The following is a 3,158-nucleotide window of genomic DNA, read 5'->3' as shown; positions in this document are numbered from 1 at the left end:
CACCAGCCAGCGCCCCGAGCCCGCAGCGCTGCAAGGCGAGGCGCTGCAAAGCCTGTCCGCCCGTCATGCTGTTTGATGGCATCATTTAAATCCACGTTTGAAGAATTAAATCACCCGCACATGTCGACTGCTCCCTCTCTACCCCTCTTGATCACTCCCCAAGGCGCCTCGCGCCTCAAGATGCCAGCCCTAATGCTGGCAGCCCTTCTGCTGAGCGGCTGCGCGGCCGCCCCCGGCATGTACATCCGCGCGGCCATGGGTAGCCTGACTGGCGCGTCGCCAGAGAAAACTGCGACCGAGGGCGCCGCCAGCGCCGACGCGCCGCCCCCCGGCGCGCTGCTTACCATCACGCCCGAGCTCATCCGGCAGCAACGCGCCCTGCAAAAAGCCGAACTCGGCGCCGACGTGCAGCGCCTGTTCGGCCAGGCCAAGCCCTATGGCATTGGACCTGGCGACATCGTTGACGTCGTCGTGTGGAATCATCCGGAAGTACTCGCGCCGGCGGGCTTCAACGTCAGCCCTGATGGACTGATCCAGTTTCCGCTGCTGGGTACCTTCAAAATTGCAGGCCTCACTGAAAACCAGGCGCGAGACCAGCTCACGCGGCGCCTGGCCAAATTTCTGACCGACCCCAACCTCACCGTGCGCGTGAAGGAGTACCGTGCTGGCCGTGTCTACATGGACGGCGAGGTGGGCAAGCCCGGTCTGCAGGCCATCAACGACATTCCCATGACGCTGCCCGAAGCCATCAGCCGCGCTGGCGGCCTCACTGCTGCGGCGGACAGGGCCAGCGTTGCCGTGACCCGCAACGGTGTCACCACGCTGGTCAATCTGCCGCAATTGACGGAACTGGGTGTCAACCCGTCGCGCATCATGCTCGCCGCCGGTGACCTGGTGCGCGTGGGCAACCATGACGAGGGCAAGGTGTATGTGCTGGGCGAAGTCACACGGCCCATGGCGCTCCCCCTGCGCAGTGGCCGGCTCACGCTGAACGAAGCCCTTGGCGAGTCGGGAGGCGTCAGCTCCCTGTCGGGCGACCCGCGCCAGATTTACGTGGTCCGCAGCCGCAACGGCCGCCAGGGCAGCACCGCCGATGCGGGCGCTAGAGCAGTCACACCCACCACGCCAGAGATCTACCATCTTGACGCCAGCTCGCCCGTGGCCTATGCCCTGGCAGAAGGCTTTGAGCTTCGAGCCCGCGATGTCGTGTTCGTCGACCCGGTGCCCCTGGTGCGCTGGAACCGCGTGATCAGCCTGATTTTGCCGAGTGCCACAGGCATCACTGCCACGCGCGCCCTCACCAACTGACCGCGCGGGGCCATGAAAAACATCCTCACCGTCTGCGTCGGCAACATCTGCCGCAGCCCCGTGGCAGAGGCCTTGCTTAAAGAAAGCCTGCCCGGCCGCAAGGTCTGGTCGGCCGGCCTGCACGCCGTGGTCGGTCATGGCGCCGAAACCACTGCCCGTGACATTGCCGCGCAGCACGGACTGGACCTGTCGGCCCACCGTGCCCAGCAGGTCGCCGGCTGGATGTGCGCCCATGCCGACCTCGTGCTGGTCATGGAGGCCAGCCACCAGCAAGCGCTTGAAAAGCTCTACCCCACCGCACGCGGCAAAATCCGCCGCCTGGGCGAGTTTGGGCCGCAAGGCCCGTTTGACATTGCCGACCCCTACCAGCAGCCCCGCGCTGCCTTCGAAGCCGCCCATGCCGCCATCGCCCTGGGCGTGACGGAGTGGGTGCGCCGCATCAATCTTGTTTCGTGATCGCCTGACCGAATGAATTCTTTGCATACCTCCACCCAGCCCCTGCAAACTTTGCCCGCCCCAGCGCAGGGCGATTCGCAAGACGACGACGCCATTGACCTGCTTGGCCTGCTTGACGTGGTGCTTGGCGCGCGCTGGCTGATTGCTGCGGTCACCGTGCTCGCGCTGCTGCTGGGCGGCGCCTATGCCTTTCTCAGCCGCCCGGTATACCAAGCCAATACCCTGATCCAGGTGGAAGACAACAAGGCGGGTGGTGGCGGTGCCGTGGGCGAAGCGGCTGCCCTGTTCGACGTCAAGTCGAGCGCCTCCGCCGAGATGGAAATCTTGCGCTCCCGCCTTGTGGTGGGCCAAGCCGTCGACGAATTGCAGCTCTACGTTGCTGCCAGCCCCAAGTACACGCCCTTCATCGGCGGCTGGCTGGCACGCCGTGCCACCACGCTGTCCAATCCCGGTTTTTTGGGCATGAAAGGCTACGTGTCGGGCACAGAATCCATTCGCCTCGGGCTCTTTGAGGTGCCCCAAGCCCTGCAAGGCCGGCCCCTGTTGCTGGTGGTCACTGAAGGCGGTTTTGAACTGCGGGACGACAACGACCAGCTTTTGGGTACAGGCCAGGTCGGCACCCCCATGGCGTTTGGCACCGGCAGCGACCAGGGCCGCATGTTGGTCGCCCAGCTCCAGGCCAAACCCGGCGCGCACTTCAACGTGGCCCGTTTTTCGCGACTGGGCGTCATTGAAGGGCTGCAAGGGCAACTGCTCATTTCAGAACTCGGCCGGTCGTCGGGCGTGCTTTCGGTACAGCTGCAAGGAACCAATCCCCAGGCCATCGCCCGCACCCTGACCGCCGTGGGTGTGCACTACGTGCGCCAAAACACCGACCGAAAATCGGCTGAAGCCGAAAAGTCCCTCGACTTTCTGGGGGGCTTTTTGCCTCAAGTCAAAAAGCAGCTGGAAGAGTCAGAGGCCCGTTTCAACAAGTTTCGCAACGAGAATGGCACCTTTGACCTGGGCGCGGAAGGCTCCAGTTATCTGGGTACGTCCGTTGGCTTGCAGGGCAAGTTGCTTGAGTTGCAGCAAAAGCGCCGCGAGCAAAGCGCCCAGTACACCGCCGCCCATCCTGTCATCCAGACGCTGGACGCGCAAATTTCAGCCTTGACCAAGGAAATCGCAACCCTCACGGCCAAGGTCAAAACCCTGCCTAACGTTGAGCAGGACCTGCTGCGCCTGACGCGCGACGTCAAGGTCAACGGCGAGCTCTACATCAGCCTGCTGACCAGCGCGCAGCAGTTGCGCCTCGTCAAGGAAGGCAAGGTTGGCAACGTGCGCGTGGTTGACGCGCCGGTCGTGCCCGAGCGCGCCATCAAGCCCGAGCGCCAGAAAATTCTGGCTATCAGCGC

At 64.2% G+C, this 3,158-nt stretch carries 3 protein-coding genes; all 3 read left to right on the top strand.

Annotated features, from left to right (window positions below):
- The first annotated feature begins 192 nt into the window (after positions 1-192).
- Positions 193-1,308 carry a polysaccharide biosynthesis/export family protein gene (locus tag IV091_RS16080; RefSeq protein ID WP_293470266.1) on the top strand — a complete coding sequence of 372 codons (1,116 nt, stop codon included), beginning with the start codon at positions 193-195 and terminating at the stop codon, positions 1,306-1,308.
- Positions 1,309-1,320: 12 nt separating this feature from the next.
- Positions 1,321-1,764, top strand: a complete 444-nt coding sequence (locus tag IV091_RS16075; protein WP_293470265.1) for a low molecular weight protein-tyrosine-phosphatase — start codon at positions 1,321-1,323, stop codon at positions 1,762-1,764.
- A gap of 12 nt (positions 1,765-1,776) precedes the next feature.
- Positions 1,777-3,158: GNVR domain-containing protein (locus IV091_RS16070; RefSeq protein WP_293470264.1), on the top strand; the 1,382-nt coding region annotated here is incomplete at its 3' end.

This window comes from Polaromonas sp., assembly GCF_018780625.1.
Classification (GTDB): Bacteria; Pseudomonadota; Gammaproteobacteria; order Burkholderiales; family Burkholderiaceae_C; genus Polaromonas.
This window is presented reverse-complemented; position numbering and strand designations above follow the sequence as displayed.